This window comes from uncultured Pseudomonas sp., assembly GCF_913777995.1.
Lineage (GTDB): Bacteria > Pseudomonadota > Gammaproteobacteria > Pseudomonadales > Pseudomonadaceae > Aquipseudomonas.
The window spans coordinates 18,883-35,149 of record NZ_CAJYVE010000042.1 but is presented as its reverse complement, the minus strand read 5'-3'; the positions used below and the strand labels follow the sequence as shown (position 1 = coordinate 35,149).

The following is a 16,267-nucleotide window of genomic DNA, read 5'->3' as shown; positions in this document are numbered from 1 at the left end:
TGACATTTCTGGCCCTTGCTGCCGACCGGCCAGCGCGCGCATGATGCGCTCGGTCGGTCAGGCATCCTTCCCGCAGCCTGACCTTTCGGTTGAGGAGGGCCAGAGCGTCATGGACAAGCATCTCACCCCGCACGTCTTCAGCAGTTGGCTGCACAATCCCACGCATCGTCAGTGGCTGGCCCTTGAGGCCAATCGCCTGCTTGGCTTTGCCAAGGCCGCACGCCTGGAACAGGGCTTCGGTGACCTGGACGGCTACGGTCGGCTCAAGGTCGGCGCCTGCGCCCAGACCCTCAACACCGCTCGCCTGGTGCATTGCTTCTCCCTCGCGCATATTCAGGGCATTCCCGGTTTTGCTGAACTCATCGATCACGGTCTGGCGGCGCTGCAAGGCCCGTTGCGCGATGCGCAGCACGATGGCTGGTTCGATGCACCGCTGGAGGAGGGTGGCAGCAGCGACAAGCAGGCTTACCTGCACGCTTTCGTCGCCCTGGCCGCCAGCTCGGCCACGGTGGCGGGACGCCCCGGCGCGGCGGCGTTGCTGGAGCGTGCGCAGGCCGTGTTGCTCGAGCGCTTCTGGAGCGAAGAGGAAGGCGCCCTGCGCGAGGCGTTCTCCCAAGACTGGCGGCATGAAGAGCATTACCGCGGCGCCAACAGCAACATGCACGGCACCGAAGCATTTCTGGCTCTGGCCGACGTCACCGGCGACGCTCGCTGGCTGGATCGCGCCCAGCGCATCGTCGAGCGGGTGATCCATCAGCAGGCGGCGGCCAACGATTTCCAGGTCATCGAGCATTTCAGCCGCAGTTGGGAGCCGCTGCCAGACTACAACCGCGACAACCCCGCCGACCCGTTTCGCCCGTATGGCACCACCCCCGGCCACGGTTTCGAATGGGCACGCCTGCTGTTGCATCTGGAAGCGGCGCTGCTGCGGGTACGTTGCAACGCGCCGGGCTGGCTGGCCAAGGACGCCCGGCACTTGTTCGACAGTGCCTGTCGTCATGCCTGGGAGGTCGATGGCGCCCCTGGCATCGTCTATACCCTGGACGACCAGCGCCGCCCGGTGATTCGCCAGCGCCTGCACTGGACCCACTGCGAGGCCATCGCCGCTGCCGCTGCCCTGTTGCAGCACAGCGGCGAAGAAGTCTTCGAGCAGTGGTATCGGCGTTTCTGGGAGTTCAGCGAAGCCCGTCTGATCGACCGGGAGCACGGCAGTTGGCACCACGAACTCGATGAGCATAACCGGCCGGCGGGGATCATCTGGGATGGCAAGCCGGATCTTTACCACGCCTACCAGGCGGTGCTGTTGCCCATGCTGCCCCTGGCGCCCAGCTTGGCCACGGCGCTGGCGCAACAGGGCGCGGTGCATTGAGGCATGGGGCGAGAGCGGTTTTGTTGGCGCGTAAGTAGCTGCAGCCGCGAATAGGCTGGCAAGACCAGGGCATCAGCTGCGCCGTTCACTCCAGCGCATCACCTGGCGGGCGAGGAAGCTCCCGGTGAAAATCACGCCAAACAGGCGCAGGGTCTGCATGGCCAGGACGAAGCCGACGTCGGAATGGGTGTCGATGGCGATGATCGCCATACTGTCCAGGCCGCCAGGGCTGGTGGCCAGGTACACCGACAGGTAGTCCTTGCCCATTGCCAGCGAGATCAGCCAGGCCGAAACCGCGCACATCAGGATCAGCAGCAGCGAAGCCAGGGCCATCATCGGCAAGTGCCGCCAGACATACAGCACGGTCTGGCGGTCGAAGCGCAGACCCACGTAGCAGCCCACTGCGCCGTAGGCGAAGGGGATCAGCCAGCTCGGCAGACTGATTTCCAGCACGCCGGACAGCTGTAACACCGTGCCCAGCAGCAGCGGCACCAGCAGGGCCCCGGCGGGCAGGCGCAAGCCCAAAAACACACCGGTACCGATGACCGCAAGACTGAGGCCCACGTTGCTCAGGTCCAGGCTGGCCGCGTGGTTGGTGCTGGCATGCCCCGTGGCACCGCCCACCGAAGCCCCCAGCCAGTGGCTGACCAGCGCGCCGAACATCACCACCAGCACGACTCGCACGTACTGCATGGTGGCCACCACGCGGGGGTCTGCGCCGTAGTCTTCGGCCATGCCCACCATCGCCGATGCTGCGCCAGGCGAGGTGCCCAAGGCCGCAGTGTGGCTGGGAATGCCGGCGTAGCGCACCAGGACCACGCCGACCAGGGCGCTCAGCATCACGGTCAAGACGGTACCCAGCAGCATGACGTGCCATTCCTGCAAGGCCATGAGCAATACGCTCAGGCTCATGGCGTGGGCGATCATCATGCCGACCGTGCCTTGGCCCAGCTGAAAGAGGATCTTCGGCAAGCGAATGGTGGCGCCGGCGACGCCAAAGGCGATGGCCACCAGCATGGGGCCGAGAAATAGCGCGGCAGGCAGGTGCAGGGCGCTGAACAGTTGGCCGACCAGGCCGGCGCAGAGAATCAGACAGGCCCATTGGGCCAGAGCGGGGAAGGGGGTCGAAGCGAGTGGTAAAGCGCGCGGCAAGGCAATTCTCCCAGGCGAGTGACGCGAAGCCTTGATGACGGTTCGCATGGGGGAATTATCCGGGCTTGAAATCATCAAGTCTATTTTCTAATAATCATGAATCAATAACTAATGTTGATCGATTATGGACCTGCGCGACCTCACCTATTTCGAAACCATCGCCGAGCTGGGCCACCTGGGGCGCGCGGCGCAAAAGCTCAATCGCAGCCAGCCGGCCCTGACCAAGAGCATCCAGCGTCTGGAAGAGTCGTTCGGCACCCGGCTGTTCCAGCGCGACGGTCGACGCATCAAGCTCACCCCGGTGGGTGAACTGCTCAAGGCGCGCGGCAAGGAGCTGCAGCAGAGCATCGCGCAGACCCAGCGCGAGGTGCGCGACTTCGCCAGCGGGCTGGTGGGCAACATCCGCCTGGGGTGCGCGGCGACCATGGCCGAGCACCTGCTGCCCAAGCTGACCCAGGCGCTGATGCAGCGCGCTCCCGATCTGACCTTCAAGCTGGTGATCGGCCAGGACGACCTGCAGCGCGAGGCGCTCAACCAGGGGCAGGTCGACATGATCATCTGTTCGCTGATCCCCGACAGTGAGCAGTTCAGCAGTTTCCCGTTGTTCGACGACGAACTGGTGGTGATCGCCAGTGAGCATCACCCGGTGTTCGACAGCGCCCTGCAGATGCGCGACCTGTGCGATTACCGCTGGGTGCTGCCGCCGATCGGTGTGTCGTCACGCAAATGGCTGGATGCGACCTTCGCCGCCCACAGCTTGCCGTTGCCGGTGGTGCAGATCGAGGCCAACTCGATTTCCCTGCTGCCGGGCCTGATCGCCCAGAGCAACCTGCTGAGTTTCATCGCCCGGGAAAGCGTGGAGTTCGGCCAGAGCATGAAACACCTGCGCGTGGTGCCGGTGCCCGAAGTGACCATGAAGCGCACCGTCGGCGTCACGGTGCGCAAGGGGGCTTATCAGTCCCCGGCCGCCCAGGACATGCTGGCAATGCTGCGCGATCATGGCCGGGATTTCTTGAGCTGGTCTTGAGTGCGCCCCACCGCGCGCCGCACAAAAGGGGATTTTGCTGTTATAACAACCGCTTGAAACGTTTCAGACAGGAGCACGATCAAGATGCATCACGCTGACCTCGCCATGGATAGCCCGTTTTTGAACCCGGCCTTGATCCGCTTCGAGCTGCATTTCGGCGGCGACCGCTCGCCGCTCAACGACGCCGACGCCGATGAAGACCCGGAAGCCGAAGTCTACCTAGACCCTGACTTGCTGGGCCTGGACGACTTCGCCGACGCCGACAAGCTCGACCCCGGTTATACCGGCGACATCGGTTCCGCCTCGCTCAACTGAGTGCGCCGTTACGTGCCAGGTAGCGGGCCAGTGCCTCGGCGGCCAGCTCCACGCTGGAGCTGACCCCGGCCCAGCTACAGGCCAGCATCAGGTTGCGCGGCAGGCCGAAATTCTCCACCTCGAACCCCTGCGCGTCTAAGCCCTGCTCATCGTGCGGCACTTGCTCGCGCAGCGGCACCAGCGGCTTGCAGTAGGCCCACACCGGTTTTTCCAGGGCCACCGCCATGCCCACCTCGAAAGCGGTGCCGGAGTCCGGTTCCAGACCACGAAAGGCGTTGAGGTTGGCCAGCACCGCCGTGCAGCGCTGCAGCATGCCGATATTCTGCTGGCAGATCAGCCGCGCCGTCTCGCCGGGCGGCAGTCCCGGTTCCACTTGGTTATCGAATGGATACAGACCCTGCATGCCGTGCGCGGCGCACAGGTCCTTGAGGTAGCGGCCGTGCTCGATGGCATTGGCGCGAAACACATCGAAACCGGCCAGGTAGATCAGCGGTGCAGGCATGATGGCGTTCCTCGTGGCAGTGCAGGGCACAGCATGGCAGGTCGGCCTGACGACCGCCACTGATCGGGCTGGACGGCCAGCGGCTGCAATCTGTACGGATAGCCAGTATCCTTGCCGGGTCTTCGATTCGCCCGGCGCCTCCCGTGACTCCTCCACCGCTCGACAATCCGCTCTACTACCTGGTCAATTTCCACCAGGTGCTGGCCTGGATCAGCCAGCGCTACGACGACCTGCTCGATACCAAAGAGCGGCAGTTCATCCACGACTTCCGTGCGCTGCCGACGCCGGCCCAGGGCTTGCTGGTACGCATGGTGATGCGCAAGGGCAGCCTGTTCCGCGTCAGCAAGCTCAGCTACGCCGAGCTGGGTGATGCGCGACTGGCCGTGCAACCGCTGGTGGCGCTGGGCTGGGTCGACGATTGCCCGGCCCTGGACCTCGACGCGCTGTTCCAGGTGCTGCGCAAGGACGAACTGCTGCAGTGCTTCAAGGTCCATGGCATCAAGGCGAGCGAACGCAAGCCGCAGTGGTACGAGCGCCTGCTGCCGGCGTTCGCCGAGGCTCGGCCGCTGCGCGCCTGGCACCCCGACCTCGAAGAGCAGGTGCTGGCCCTGCGGGTGATGGAGCTGTGCGACCGCTTACGGCTGCTGTACTTCGGCAACCTGCACCAGGAGTGGTCGGAGTTCGTGCTTGCCGACCTGGGCATCTACCGTTACGAAAGCGTGGAGTTCGCCGCCGACTCACGCGCCATTGTCAGCCGCGCCGACATCGACGCCTGCGTGTGCCTGCATGCCTGCCGCGAAGCGCTTGAGGCGGGTGCCGAGCTGGCTGAACTGGCCGCCACGGCCCTGAACGTCACGACCGACAACCCCTGGCTGCGCATGCGCCGGGGCAAGTTGCTGTTTCTCATCGGCCAGCAGGCCGAACGCCTGCAGGACTGGCCGCTGGCCCTGCAGGTGTATCGCGACTGCGGTTACCCCGGCGCCCGTTCGCGGCGTGTCCGGGTACTGGAGCGCAGTGCCGACTACGCCGCGGCCATGGCGCTCTTGCAAGAGGCACGCAGCCTGCCGGAAAGCGATGCCGAAGTGCAGCACCTGCAGCGGGTACTGCCACGCCTGCAGCGCCAACTGGGGCTGGCGACCGAGCGCCGGGGCCGCGTGGCGGCACCGCAGCGCATCGACCTGTGCCTGCAGCCCGAACCGGGCCTGAGTGTCGAACAGCTGGTCAGCCTGCATCTGGCCGAAGAAGGCAGCGAGACCCATTACGTCGAGAACACCCTGGTCAATTCGCTGTTCGGCCTGTTGTGCTGGCCGGCGATCTTCGCGCCGTTACCGGGAGCGTTCTTTCATCCTTTCCATACCGGGCCCAGCGACCTGCACAGCCCCGACTTCCATACCCGACGCAAGCCATTGTTCGACGCCTGCCTGGCGCACCTTGATGATGGCAGCTGGCAAGCGCTGATTCGGGAGCGCTACGCCGCCAAGTACGGCCTGCAGTCACCCTTCGTGTTCTGGAACGCCTTGCCGCCCGAGCGTCTGGAACTGGCCCTGGCCTGCCTGCCGGCGGAGCATCTGCGCCGCTGGTTCATGCGCCTGCTGCAGGACATCAAGGCCAATCGCACCGGCATGCCAGACCTCATTCAGTTCTACCCGGCGCAACGCCGCTACCGGATGATCGAGGTCAAGGGCCCTGGAGACCGCCTGCAGGACAACCAACTGCGCTGGCTGGCCTTCTGCGCCGAGCACGGCATGCCCGTGGAGGTCTGTTACGTGCAATGGGCCAGCAGCGACCAGAACCTGGCGCAAAGCGCCTGAGCCGTTGCCCGCTGCATGGCGGCTCAGTCATCGACGTCGCGCTCGCGCGACCAGTTGCCACGCTTGCCTTCGCCCATACCCTTGTCATGCATCTTGCCGTCCGGCCTTCCGTTTGCCGCGTCGTCCCGGTCGGTGGCCGACGGCGGCATGCCGGGGGTGTCGTTGCCTTGGCCAGGGCGGGTCTGGTCGACATCCGGCTGGGTGCTGCCGTCGCTGCCCATGGTGCTGCCGCGGCCGGTGGGGGGTTGGGTGGGGCCGGTGTCGACGGCCAGCGCAGTGTTGCCGGCCAAGGCCAGAATCAGGGCCAGGGCCAAGGTGCTGTTACGGATCATGATCGCTTCTCCCAGGGGGTGGATGGTCCACATTGGGTCTCGGAGAGCGGCAGGCGTGCGCGGGCGGGAGATGGAAGGCAAGGGCAGGCGACCACTGGTGCGGACGCCTGCCGGGCGGCCGGGCAGGGGACTGCCCGGCATCGCGGATCAGTTGACCACAGGCTTGCCGGAAGGCGTGGTGGTCTGGGTCTTATCATGGTTCATGTTGTTGTGACCGTCATGGGTGGTCTTGCCCGGAACCTTGCCATGCTGGACATCGGTGCCACTTTCGCGAGGCTGGGTCTTGGTGCCTTGGGTGTTGGAGGTATTACGGTCAGTGGTCGGCGTGCCATCAGTGCCAGGCAGCTTGGTGGCGTTAGGGTTGACCGGGTTGGTAGGCCCGGTGGAGCCGGCCATGGCGGCGCCGGAGACGGCGGTGAGCAGGCCGGCGAGGGCGAGTGCGGTCAGTCGGGTCGTGCGCATGCTGATTACTCCTGTGAATGAGGCATACATGGATTGGTCATGAGCGATGATGCTTAGGTGCCATGCTCGCCGACGAACGGTGCTACCTCGAGCCGCTCGGTTCAATACCACCCCAAAATTTCCCCTCAATGTGTGTCGTCAATTGGTCATGAAAGGGTCATGCCGATGAAATGTCAGGCGGCGCGAAACCTCGGTTTTTGACAGTTCTGCTACAGAGATGGCGCGCTGCCATCCATGGGTATTGGCGCTTTGATATCAGCCTGCGTTGTGTCAGCGAAGCGCCCGTAAACCGGGAGCCAGAAGGGCTTTGTCAGGTTTTTTCCAGCCCTGGAAAACCCGCGAAAGCGGCTCGCGGGAGGGCGATTTCGGGTGTTTGTCATTAAACAGAAACATTTCCGGTTTTAAATCCGCCTCGGGCCTTCTCAAGTGGACCACCCCACAATTTCTCCTGGATCGAGGTATTCCCGTGACACTGCTGACTAAAAAACGCTTGTCTGTCCTGCTCGCTTCGCTGTGCCTGAGCGGCATGGCCCATGCGACCGACGTAACGGGCGCGGGTTCGAGTTTCGTTTTCCCGGTGATTTCCAAGTGGTCCCAGGACTACAGCAAGAACTCGCCGAACCGCATCAACTACCAGTCGATCGGTTCGGGCGGTGGTATCGCTCAGATCAAGGCAGGCACCGTTGATTTCGGCGCTTCCGATGCTCCGATGTCGGCCGAAGACCTGCAGGCCGGCGGCCTGGGTCAGTTCCCGAGCGTGATCGGCGGTATCGTGCCGATCGTCAACCTCGAAGGCGTGGAAAGCGGCAAGCTGAAGCTCGACGGTCCGGTACTGGCCAAGATCTTCCTGGGTGAAATCAAGAAGTGGAACGACCCGGCACTGGTTGCGCTGAACCCAGGCCTGAGCCTGCCAGCCACCGACATCACCGTGGTTCGTCGCTCCGACGGTTCGGGCACCACCTACAACTTCACCAACTACCTGAGCAAGGTCAGCCCCGAGTTCAACGAGAAGCTGAAGTTCGGCTCTACCGTTCAATGGCCAGTGGGCGTGGGCGGCAAGGGTAACGAAGGTGTCTCGGCCTACGTGAAGCAGATCAAGGGTTCGATCGGCTACGTCGAGCATTCCTACGCGACCACCAACAAGCTGGCCTACACCCAACTGAAGAACGCCGCCGGCAAGTTCATCGAGCCGACCGCCAAGGCCTTCGCCGCCGCTGCCGACACCGCCGACTGGGCGAGCGCCAAGGACTTCAATCTGATCATGACCAATGCTCCGGGCGAGGCTGCGTGGCCAATCACCGCCACCACCTGGATCATCATGTACAAGCAACCCAAGAACGAAGAGAAGAGCAAGGCTGCTTTCGACTTCTTCAAGTGGTCCCTGGAAAACGGCCAGTCGCAGGCCGAATCGCTGGAATACGTAGCTCTGCCGAAGTCGCTGGTCGACCGCGTCGAGACCTACTGGAAAGCTGAGTTCAAGTAACAGCGTTTCAAGCCTGTAGCTCACCCCCGTCATCAGCCAGGCAGGCCGGTGGCGGGGGCTTTCCCTTGCGAGTGGATCGAACATGACTGAAAACACCCAATATCTGTCCGCCGAGCTGAGCGCTGCCGATTCCGACAGCGAAAAGCGCGCCCAACGGGATCATCGTCACGATGTGTGGTTCCGGCGCGTCCTGCAGGCCTCGGGGATGCTGGTGCTGATACTGCTGGGCTGTATCGCGGCATCTACTCTGTGGGGTGGAAAACTGGCCTTCGAAACCTTCGGTTTCGGCTTTCTGACCAGCACCGACTGGAACGTCAACGAAGGCAAATTCGGCGCCCTGGTGCCTATCTACGGCACGCTGGTGACCTCCTTTCTGGCCTTGCTGATCGCCGTACCGGTGAGTTTCGGCATCGCCATCTTTCTGACCGAAGTCGCGCCGCCATGGTTGCGCATGCCCATTTCCTCGGCCATCGAGCTGCTGGCTGGCATTCCTTCGATCATCTACGGCATGTGGGGCCTATTCGTCTTCGGCCCGTTCATGGCCGCACACATTTCGCCATGGATCACCGAGCACCTCGGCAGCCTGCCGTTCGTAGGTGTGCTGTTCCAGGGCGCGCCGCTGGGTATCGGCATGCTGACTGCCGGTATCGTATTGGCGATCATGATCATCCCGTTCATCACCTCGGTGATGCAGGAAGTTTTCCGCACCGTACCGACGACCCTCAAGGAGTCGGCCTACGCGCTGGGCGGTACGACCTGGGAAGTGGTCTGGGACATCGTCCTGCCGTACACCCGTTCGGCGGTGGTCGGCGGTATCTTCCTCGGCCTGGGCCGCGCCTTGGGCGAGACCATGGCGGTGACCTTCGTACTGGGTAACGCCATCCAGTTCTCGCCGTCGCTGATGATGCCAAGCAGCTCGATCGCCTCGGTGATCGCCAACGAATTCAACGAGTCCTACACCGACCTGCACCGTTCGGCGCTGATCGCCCTGGGCTTCCTGCTGTTCGTCGTGACCTTCATCGTGCTGGCCCTGGCCCGCCTGATGCTGTCCCGCCTGTCGCGCAAGGAGGGCCTATGAGCGACGTGAAAGCCAACGCCAACCTGTACCGGGTTCGCGCGCTGAAAAACAACATCGCCATGGTGCTCAGCTGCGCTGCCACGGCATTCGGCCTGCTGTGGCTGGTGTGGATCCTGCTGACCACCATAGTCGAGGGTGTCAGTGCCCTGAACCTCGACCTGTTCACCGGCATCACTCCGCCACCCGGCGCCCAGGGCGGCCTGGCCAACGCCTTCTACGGCAGCATCCTGATGTCGCTGATCGGCCTGTTGATCGGCACCCCGATCGGTCTGATGGCCGGTGTCTGGCTCGCCGAGTTCGCCCGCTACTCCAAGCTGGGCAACGCGGTGCGCTTCATCAACGACATCCTGCTCTCGGCACCGTCCATCGTCCTCGGCCTGTTCGTCTACACCGTGGTGATCCTGCCGCTGAACGCCGTAAGTGGCCACACCATCGGCTTCTCGGCCATCGCCGGTGCCATTGCCCTGGCGCTGCTGGTGATCCCGGTCGTGGTGCGCACCACCGATGAAATGATGCAGCTGCAGCCCACCACCATGCGTGAGGCGGCCCTGGCCCTGGGTGTGCCGCAGTGGAAGCTGACCATGCAGATCGTCCTGCGCGCGGCCAAGGCCGGTATCGTCACCGGCATCCTGCTGGCCCTGGCGCGCATCACCGGTGAAACCGCGCCGCTGCTGTTCACCGCATTCGGCAACCAGTTCTGGAGCAGCGACTTGCTCAAGCCGATCGCCAGCGTTCCGGTGGTGGTCTTCCAGTACGCCATGAGCCCGTTCGAAGACTGGCACGCCCTGGCCTGGGCCGGCGCCCTGGTCATGACGCTGTTCGTACTGCTGCTGAGCCTGATGTCTCGCTTAATTCTTCTGCGCAATAAGGCGTCCTGATGAACAACCTTTCTCTCGCGAACGAAAAAATCAAGATTCAGGTCCGTGGCCTGGAGTTCTTCTACAACAGCCATCGCTCGCTGAAGTCGATCGACATGCTGATTCCCGAGAAGCGCATCACTTCGATCATCGGGCCGTCCGGCTGCGGCAAGTCGACTCTGCTGCGCGTGTTCAACCGCATCTACTCGATGTATCCCAAGCAGGAAGCGCGTGGCGAAGTGCTGCTCAATGGCGAGAACATCCTGGATTCGGGCTACTCGATGAACCGCCTGCGCAGCCACGTGGGCATGGTGTTCCAGAAGCCGGTGCCGTTCCCGATGTCGATCTACGACAACATCGCCTACGCCATCCGCCATCACGAGAAGCTCTCGCGCCGTGAGATGGAAGAGCGTGTCGAGCAGGCCCTGCGCGGTGCCGCGCTGTGGGACGAAGTGAAAGACAAGCTCAAGCAGAGCGCCACCGGCCTGTCCGGCGGTCAGCAGCAGCGTCTGTGCATCGCCCGCACCATCGCCCTGCGCCCGCAGGTGCTGCTGCTCGACGAGCCGACCTCGGCCCTCGACCCGATCTCCACCGGCCGGATCGAGCAACTGATCACCGAGCTGAAGGAGCAGTTCACCGTGATCATCGTGACCCACAACATGCAACAGGCCGCGCGCTGCTCGGACTACACCGCGTTCATGTTCCTGGGTGAGCTGATCGAGCACGGCGATACCGACACCATGTTCACCAAGCCGTCGAAGAGCCAGACCGAAGACTACATCACCGGTCGTTTCGGCTGATTGCCGCCACTTGGCAGGAGCATGACGGGAGCCACCCAGGTGGCTCCCGTTTTTTTCGCCTGCGCAAAAGGTGCGGCCAGCAACATTCGGGTGGGGCCGGCTCAAGCCGGGATCGGGCGGCTCGGTCTGGGCCGCTGTCTCCCGTCAGGGTTTGTCTCGCTGTTCACCCATGAACGCCTCGATCCGCTCGCGCAGCCAACGCTCGGCCGGGTCGCTGTCCATCACGCTCAACCAGGTCATCGACAGGTCCAGCCCGGGCGTCTCGAAGGGCAGGGGTTCGTCCTTGAGCAGGCCCATGCGGCTCATGGCCTCGGCGGCGTAGTCCGAGAGGTTGGCGATAAGGTCGGTGCCGGCCAGCAGCGCAGGCAGGGAGGTGAAGCGTGGTATCGACATCACCACCTGGCGCTTGCGGCCGATGGCCTCCAGCCATTCATCGGCGAAGCTGCTGACGCTGGCCACGTGGGACACCACCACGTGCGGGCGCGAGCAGTATTCGTCGAGGGTCATCGGCGTTTGCGCGGCGTCGGCGCGCACCACCCGTGGCTGGCAGTTGCGCAGGCGCTTGCGCTTGGCGTTGGCTGGCAGGTCGCGGGTCAGGCACACGCCCACGGTGATTTCCCCGGACATCAGCAGGTCGGAGATATTCCAGTAATCGGCATGCTTGACCACCAGCACGATACCCGGCGCCTCCTCGCGCAGGGCGCGCATCATGGCCGGCAGCAGGCTGAACTCCACGTCGTCGGACAGCCCGATACGGAAGGTCAGGGTGCTCACCGCCGGGTCGAACTCGCGGGTCAGGCTCAGCGCGGTGGACATCGCGTCCAGGGCCGGGGTCAGGTGGCGGAGAATCTCGTGGGCCCGCGCCGTGGGTTCCATGCGATGCCCCACGCGCACGAACAGTGGATCGTCGAGCAGATTGCGCAGCCGGTTCAGCGCTGCACTGATGGTCGGCTGGCCGAGAAACAGCTTTTCCGCCGCTCGGGTGACGTTGCGTTCCTGCATCAGGGTCTCGAACACCACCATCAGGTTGATGTCCGCCTTGCGCAGCTCGTTACGATTCATCGGCAAATTCCTTGATTCCGGCCCCCAGGTGCCGGCCGATGGGCGCCAGTCTAAAAAGTGCCATCACCCGGCGTCCAGCCTGTTGCCGTCGCCCGCCAAAACTTTTTGCAATGCATTTTCACCTTGCGAGCGTAATTGTCGTGCGCTTCGGTGGTCTGTGTTCGGTACGCTGCCTGGCTCGGCTCAGCGCTGCCGTCGCTCTGGCACGAGGCTTCGCGCCGACCCCAACAAGGAAAAGGAGCTATTCGCATGCAGGTTGCAAAGATCGCCACCCTGGCATTGTCCATCGCCTTGCCGGGCCTGGCCCAGGCCGCCACGCCGAGCTACGGCGAGCGTCTGGAGGGCTTTGCCTATCCCTATCCGCTCAAGTCGTTCGCCTTCGAGTCGCAGAACCAGAAACTGGAAATGGGCTACATGGACGTCGCACCCAACGGCAAGGCCAACGGGCGCACGGCAGTGCTGATGCACGGCAAGAACTTCTGCGGCGCCACCTGGGTGGCGACCATCAAGACCCTCAGCGAAGCCGGCTACCGGGTCATTGCCCCGGACCAGATCGGTTTCTGCACCTCCAGCAAGCCCGCGCATTACCAGTACAGCTTCCAGCAACTGGCGCTCAACACCCATGCGCTGCTCGACAGCCTGGGCGTCGACAAGGTGTCGCTGGTCGGCCATTCCACCGGCGGCATGCTCGCCACCCGTTTCGCCCTGATGTACCCGCAGCAGACTGACAAGCTGGTGATGGTCAACCCCATCGGCCTGGAGGACTGGAAAGCCGAAGGCGTACCGTACCGCAGCGTTGACCAGTGGTACCAGCGGGAGCTGAAGGTGAGCGCCGAGGGCATCCGCCAGTACGAACAGAAGACCTATTACGACGGGCGCTGGAAGTCCGAGTACGACCAGTGGGTGAACATGCTCGCCGGCCTGTTCAACGGCCCCGGCAAGCAGGCCGTGGCGTGGAATTCGGCGTTGATCTACGACATGATCTTCACCCAGCCGGTGTTTTACGAGTTCCCCAACCTCAAAGTGCCGACCCTGCTGATGATCGGCGACCGCGACACCACCGCCATTGGCAGCGACATCGCCCCGCCTGAGGTCAAGGCACGTATCGGTCAGTACGCGCAATTGGGCAAGGACACCGCCAAGCGCATTCCGGGTGCCGAGCTGGTCGAGTTCCAGGGCCTGGGTCACGCGCCGCAGATGGAAGAGCCTGAGCGCTTTCACAAGGCGTTGCTGGAGGGCCTGCAGTTGAAGTGACAGCAGCTGGGAGATCTGACCTGGGACCTTGAGGAGCGGCTCCAATGCCTGGCCGACGGGTGTTGCACGTAGACCCAAAACCGACCAAGACTCGCCGTATCGAAACAGCCGCACATCAACACCCGGCGAATCTTGGTATGGTGATCTTACCGTGCCATGCCATAAGGAAATCTCATGAGCTTGTCCCTGCTGAGTCGCTACGCGTTCTTCGTCGGCTGCGTGCTTTTCACCCTGGCAACCCTGCCATTCGCCCATCAGCATGAATGGCTGTGGCCATTGACCCTGGTGTTCGGGCTGCTCAGCCTGCTGGGTGTTTTCGACCTGCTGCAATCGCGCCATGCCGTGCGCCGCAACTACCCCATTCTGGGCAACATCCGCTACCTGATCGAAGGCATTCGCCCGGAAATTCGCCAGTACTTGCTGGAAGCCGACGGTGAAGCCTTGCCCTTTTCCCGAGCCCAGCGCGCCCTAGTGTATTCCCGGGCCAAGAACGAGCCTTCGGACAAGCCGTTCGGCACCTTGATGAACGTCTACCAGACCGGCTACGAGTTCATCAGCCACTCCATGCGCCCCGCGCCGCTGTCGGACCCGGCCAGCTTTCGGGTAGAGATCGGCGGGCCGCAATGCACGCAACCCTACTCGGCTTCGGTGTTCAACATCTCGGCGATGAGCTTCGGTTCGCTTAGCGCCAACGCCATCCGCGCCCTGAACAGGGGCGCCAAACTGGGCCAGTTCTCCCACGACACGGGGGAGGGCAGCATCAGCCCTTACCACCGGGAGCATGGCGGGGACCTGGTCTGGGAGCTGGGTAGCGGCTATTTCGGCTGTCGCACCGACGACGGCCATTTCGACGCCCAGAAGTTCGCCCGGCAGGCCAGCGACCCACAGGTGAAGATGATCGAGATCAAGCTCAGCCAGGGTGCCAAGCCCGGCCATGGCGGCATCCTGCCCAAGCACAAGGTCACCCAGGAAATCGCCAGCACCCGAGGCGTGCCGATGGGCGAAGACTGCATCTCGCCTTCCAGCCACAGCGCCTTCTCCACACCGCTGGGACTGATGCACTTCATCGCCCAGCTGCGCGAGTTGTCCGGCGGCAAGCCTGTCGGGTTCAAGCTGTGCCTGGGCCACCCGTGGGAATTCATGGGCATCGCCAAAGCCATGCTGGAAACCGGAATACTGCCTGACTTCATCGTCATCGATGGTGCGGAAGGTGGCACCGGTGCGGCACCGGTGGAGTTCACCGACCACCTTGGTGTACCGATGCGCGAGGGCCTGTTGTTCGTGCACAACACTCTGGTGGGCATCAACCTGCGCGACAAGATCAAGCTGGGCGCCAGTGGCAAGATCATCAGCGCTTTCGATATCGCCAGTGTCCTGGCCATCGGCGCAGACTGGGGTAATGCTGCCCGTGGCTTCATGTTCGCCATCGGCTGCATCCAGTCGCAGTCTTGCCATACCAACAAATGTCCGACCGGCGTCGCCACCCAGGACCCACTGCGCCAGCGCGCCCTGGTGGTCGAAGACAAGGCCACCCGCGTCTACAACTTCCACCGCAGCACCTTGCATGCCCTGGCCGAAATGCTCGCCGCCGCCGGCCTGAGCCACCCCTCGCAACTCACCGCCCGCCACCTGGTGCGGCGTATGTCCGCCACCGAAGTGAAACTGTTCTCCCAGCTGCACGTGTTCCTCAAGCCAGGCGAACTGCTCAGCGGCGATGTGGCCGGAGAGTTCTACGCCCGCATGTGGCGTGCGGCACGGTCCGACAGCTTCGACCCGATGCCGGCGGATGAAACGGCGATGGAGCCGACGGTGATTGGGCAGGCGAGGGCGTAACAGGCAGGGTATGTCGCTGGGCGGCGCTGCAGGCGACGAAAGTCGCCTTTGAGGCTTCTGATGATTCTGTCGTTAAACGGTGCCGGCTAGGTGTTTTGAGGTTGGCGGATGTCGATCACTGCTTTCGGCCAGACGCTGACCTTTCCAGGAATGTAAGTTATAACTCGCTGCGGTCTCCGTTCATGGAGACCCGAAGCCTTGTAGGCTCCCGTTTCACCCCTCAAGACATTGCATCGATCAAGGACGTCTCATGAGTATCCTGCGTTTTACCTTGTTTAGCTTGTTTCTCAGCGTGGCTGGCTTTGCGCACGCACAGGACGCACCGGATTACGGCGGCGTTCCCGATAAGCTGATACAGAAAGTCGGAGAGAAAGACTTCAAAGGAATGTTCAAGGTCATGTTCAGCGCCGCAAAGAATGAACAAAAGTCAGATACGGAAATGCTGGATGGCTTCTCCAAGCAGCTTGAAGAGCAGCTCGAGGACGCGGGAGATTTTTTGGATGCTGATTTGTACAAAGAAGAGCGCTTCGGGCAGCGTGTGAGCATTCTTAATTACGTAGTGAATTACTCCAGCAAGCCTGTGGGGGTCACCATCAAGATGTATAAAACGCGCATCGGTTGGGTCGCACTCAACGTGATGGTCAAAAGTGATTTCGACAAGTTCCTCAACGAAATGCGCGGTTTGCCGGCCAGTAAATGACTGTGAAAAGCGCCGGGCCTTCAAGTATCAAGTGATTGCTGAAAGCGCTAGCCATTACGGGAATTCTGGGTATTCGCTGGATCGGTGGGGGCGGCTTTAGCCGCAATACTGGTCAGTTAGACCGGGTAGGAGCGGCTTCAGCCGCGAGGCGACGGCATGTTCACAGCAGATGCAGTGAATTTCCTGGCGCTTTCGCGGCCAAAGCCGCCCCCACCGAGCCCCGTGACGCT

General features: G+C 63.1%; 16 protein-coding genes. 11 read left to right on the top strand and 5 right to left on the bottom strand.

All coding sequences use genetic code 11. The annotated features are described in order from the left end of the window. The first annotated feature begins 109 nt into the window (after positions 1-109). On the top strand, positions 110-1,369 hold the full coding sequence (locus QZ497_RS18305) for an AGE family epimerase/isomerase (RefSeq protein WP_295477568.1): 1,260 nt from the start codon (positions 110-112) through the stop codon (positions 1,367-1,369). A gap of 72 nt (positions 1,370-1,441) precedes the next feature. Here the strand turns inward: QZ497_RS18305 and QZ497_RS18300 are convergent, their stop codons facing one another. Next, the gene (locus QZ497_RS18300) at positions 1,442-2,521 is read right to left on the bottom strand and encodes an AbrB family transcriptional regulator (protein ID WP_295477566.1); all 1,080 of its coding nucleotides are present in this window, start codon (positions 2,519-2,521) and stop codon (positions 1,442-1,444) included. Positions 2,522-2,645: 124 nt separating this feature from the next. Here QZ497_RS18300 and QZ497_RS18295 point away from each other — a divergent pair, with 124 nt between their 5' ends. Continuing rightward, positions 2,646-3,548: a LysR substrate-binding domain-containing protein gene (locus QZ497_RS18295; RefSeq protein WP_295477564.1), complete on the top strand. Its 903-nt coding sequence runs from the start codon at positions 2,646-2,648 to the stop codon at positions 3,546-3,548. 84 nt (positions 3,549-3,632) lie between these two features. After that, positions 3,633-3,863 carry a hypothetical protein gene (locus tag QZ497_RS18290; RefSeq protein WP_295477562.1) on the top strand — a complete coding sequence of 77 codons (231 nt, stop codon included), beginning with the start codon at positions 3,633-3,635 and terminating at the stop codon, positions 3,861-3,863. Here the strand turns inward: QZ497_RS18290 and QZ497_RS18285 are convergent. Continuing rightward, positions 3,856-4,365, bottom strand: a complete 510-nt coding sequence (locus QZ497_RS18285; protein ID WP_295477560.1) for a nucleoside 2-deoxyribosyltransferase — start codon at positions 4,363-4,365, stop codon at positions 3,856-3,858. The genes QZ497_RS18290 and QZ497_RS18285 overlap by 8 nt on opposite strands. A 143-nt stretch (positions 4,366-4,508) precedes the next feature. Here QZ497_RS18285 and QZ497_RS18280 point away from each other — a divergent pair, with 143 nt between their 5' ends. After that, entirely contained in the window at positions 4,509-6,176 is a 1,668-nt protein-coding gene (locus tag QZ497_RS18280; RefSeq protein ID WP_295477558.1) for a VRR-NUC domain-containing protein, read from the top strand. A 23-nt stretch (positions 6,177-6,199) separates the two neighbouring features. Here the strand turns inward: QZ497_RS18280 and QZ497_RS18275 are convergent, their stop codons facing one another. Both QZ497_RS18275 and QZ497_RS18270 read right to left on the bottom strand, forming a co-directional pair. After that, positions 6,200-6,508: a hypothetical protein gene (locus QZ497_RS18275; RefSeq protein WP_295477556.1), complete on the bottom strand. Its 309-nt coding sequence runs from the start codon at positions 6,506-6,508 to the stop codon at positions 6,200-6,202. Positions 6,509-6,655: 147 nt separating this feature from the next. Continuing rightward, the gene (locus tag QZ497_RS18270; RefSeq protein ID WP_295477554.1) at positions 6,656-6,970 is read right to left on the bottom strand and encodes a hypothetical protein; all 315 of its coding nucleotides are present in this window, start codon (positions 6,968-6,970) and stop codon (positions 6,656-6,658) included. 466 nt (positions 6,971-7,436) lie between these two features. Here QZ497_RS18270 and pstS point away from each other — a divergent pair, with 466 nt between their 5' ends. The 4 genes from pstS to pstB all read left to right on the top strand — a co-directional run bounded on the left by pstS (position 7,437) and on the right by pstB (position 11,188). Next, a complete protein-coding gene (gene pstS / locus QZ497_RS18265) occupies positions 7,437-8,453 on the top strand; it encodes a phosphate ABC transporter substrate-binding protein PstS (protein WP_295477552.1) in 1,017 nt (338 codons plus the stop codon). An 82-nt stretch (positions 8,454-8,535) separates the two neighbouring features. After that, positions 8,536-9,531 (top strand): phosphate ABC transporter permease subunit PstC, encoded by a 996-nt coding sequence (pstC, locus tag QZ497_RS18260; RefSeq protein ID WP_295477550.1) that lies wholly within the window; start codon positions 8,536-8,538, stop codon positions 9,529-9,531. After that, positions 9,528-10,409, top strand: a complete 882-nt coding sequence (pstA, locus tag QZ497_RS18255; RefSeq protein ID WP_295477548.1) for a phosphate ABC transporter permease PstA — start codon at positions 9,528-9,530, stop codon at positions 10,407-10,409. The genes pstC and pstA overlap by 4 nt, the downstream gene beginning before the upstream one ends. Next, entirely contained in the window at positions 10,409-11,188 is a 780-nt protein-coding gene (pstB, locus tag QZ497_RS18250; protein WP_295477546.1) for a phosphate ABC transporter ATP-binding protein PstB, read from the top strand. The genes pstA and pstB overlap by 1 nt, the downstream gene beginning before the upstream one ends. Positions 11,189-11,332: 144 nt before the next feature. On the opposite strand, the gene QZ497_RS18245 is transcribed toward pstB, so the two are convergent. Further along, a complete protein-coding gene (locus QZ497_RS18245) occupies positions 11,333-12,250 on the bottom strand; it encodes a LysR substrate-binding domain-containing protein (protein WP_295477545.1) in 918 nt (305 codons plus the stop codon). Positions 12,251-12,499: 249 nt separating this feature from the next. Here QZ497_RS18245 and QZ497_RS18240 point away from each other — a divergent pair, with 249 nt between their 5' ends. The 3 genes from QZ497_RS18240 to QZ497_RS18230 all read left to right on the top strand — a co-directional run bounded on the left by QZ497_RS18240 (position 12,500) and on the right by QZ497_RS18230 (position 16,037). Next, a complete protein-coding gene (locus tag QZ497_RS18240) occupies positions 12,500-13,504 on the top strand; it encodes an alpha/beta hydrolase (RefSeq protein ID WP_295477543.1) in 1,005 nt (334 codons plus the stop codon). A 174-nt stretch (positions 13,505-13,678) separates the two neighbouring features. Further along, entirely contained in the window at positions 13,679-15,337 is a 1,659-nt protein-coding gene (locus tag QZ497_RS18235; RefSeq protein ID WP_295477541.1) for an FMN-binding glutamate synthase family protein, read from the top strand. Positions 15,338-15,587: 250 nt separating this feature from the next. Then, positions 15,588-16,037 (top strand): hypothetical protein, encoded by a 450-nt coding sequence (locus tag QZ497_RS18230; protein ID WP_295477539.1) that lies wholly within the window; start codon positions 15,588-15,590, stop codon positions 16,035-16,037. The last annotated feature ends 230 nt before the right edge of the window (positions 16,038-16,267 follow it).

Bases quoted from the DNA above. Each gene is read 5' to 3' on its own strand.
- pstB (WP_295477546.1), top strand. From the start codon at position 10,409: ATGAACAACCTTTCTCTCGCGAACGAAAAAATCAAGATTCAGGTCCGT.
- QZ497_RS18290 (WP_295477562.1), top strand. From the start codon at position 3,633: ATGCATCACGCTGACCTCGCCATGGATAGCCCGTTTTTGAACCCGGCC.
- QZ497_RS18295 (WP_295477564.1), top strand. From the start codon at position 2,646: ATGGACCTGCGCGACCTCACCTATTTCGAAACCATCGCCGAGCTGGGC.
- QZ497_RS18245 (WP_295477545.1), bottom strand. From the start codon at position 12,250: ATGAATCGTAACGAGCTGCGCAAGGCGGACATCAACCTGATGGTGGTG.
- QZ497_RS18275 (WP_295477556.1), bottom strand. From the start codon at position 6,508: ATGATCCGTAACAGCACCTTGGCCCTGGCCCTGATTCTGGCCTTGGCC.
- QZ497_RS18235 (WP_295477541.1), top strand. From the start codon at position 13,679: ATGAGCTTGTCCCTGCTGAGTCGCTACGCGTTCTTCGTCGGCTGCGTG.
- pstC (WP_295477550.1), top strand. From the start codon at position 8,536: ATGACTGAAAACACCCAATATCTGTCCGCCGAGCTGAGCGCTGCCGAT.
- QZ497_RS18240 (WP_295477543.1), top strand. From the start codon at position 12,500: ATGCAGGTTGCAAAGATCGCCACCCTGGCATTGTCCATCGCCTTGCCG.
- pstA (WP_295477548.1), top strand. From the start codon at position 9,528: ATGAGCGACGTGAAAGCCAACGCCAACCTGTACCGGGTTCGCGCGCTG.
- QZ497_RS18285 (WP_295477560.1), bottom strand. From the start codon at position 4,365: ATGCCTGCACCGCTGATCTACCTGGCCGGTTTCGATGTGTTTCGCGCC.
- QZ497_RS18270 (WP_295477554.1), bottom strand. From the start codon at position 6,970: ATGCGCACGACCCGACTGACCGCACTCGCCCTCGCCGGCCTGCTCACC.
- QZ497_RS18230 (WP_295477539.1), top strand. From the start codon at position 15,588: ATGAGTATCCTGCGTTTTACCTTGTTTAGCTTGTTTCTCAGCGTGGCT.
- QZ497_RS18305 (WP_295477568.1), top strand. From the start codon at position 110: ATGGACAAGCATCTCACCCCGCACGTCTTCAGCAGTTGGCTGCACAAT.